The 519-nt window shown below is 46.1% G+C and carries 1 protein-coding gene; it reads right to left on the bottom strand.

Features of this window, described 5'->3' with window-relative positions; translation table 11 throughout:
* Positions 1–519 (bottom strand): TerB family tellurite resistance protein (locus tag GCE9029_RS25575; protein WP_197475449.1); only part of this gene is annotated, 519 nt, incomplete at both ends.

The following is a 519-nucleotide window of genomic DNA, read 5'->3' on the forward strand; positions in this document are numbered from 1 at the left end:
ACGCTTAATCTGCTCATGGATACTATTGTATTCCGTTTTAGACATGCCCAATTTCACACAAATTTTCTCAAGCAGTGACTTTTCTTCTAACGATAAGTGACCGTCGGCATACGCAGACAGCAACAATACTTCGATTAAAGAGCGACGCAGCATGCCGCCCCCAACCACTTGGCTAAAACGATTTAACACCGCATCGTCATCAAAGTTTTCTGACTTACCTTGATTAAACAACTCCTGAGCTTGACGCTGCGCTTCTGGCGACAGACGTAAACGCTGCATCACCGCTTTCGCCAGCTGAATCTCCTCTTCTGAAACACGGCCATCAGATTTCGCCAGCCGTCCCATCATTTTAAACAACGTTTGGAAAAACACTTGCTGCTGTTCCAGCAAAGAAGCGCCTGTGCGGCGGTATCCCCTACTTGATCCTTTAGCTCGGTCGATGACCATACCGATAAAAAAACCACAAATTAAGCCAAAAAAGCCGCCAAACAATAGGCCGACAATCGATCCAATCCATTT

It is taken from the genome of Grimontia celer (assembly GCF_900055185.1).
GTDB lineage: Bacteria > Pseudomonadota > Gammaproteobacteria > Enterobacterales > Vibrionaceae > Enterovibrio > Enterovibrio celer.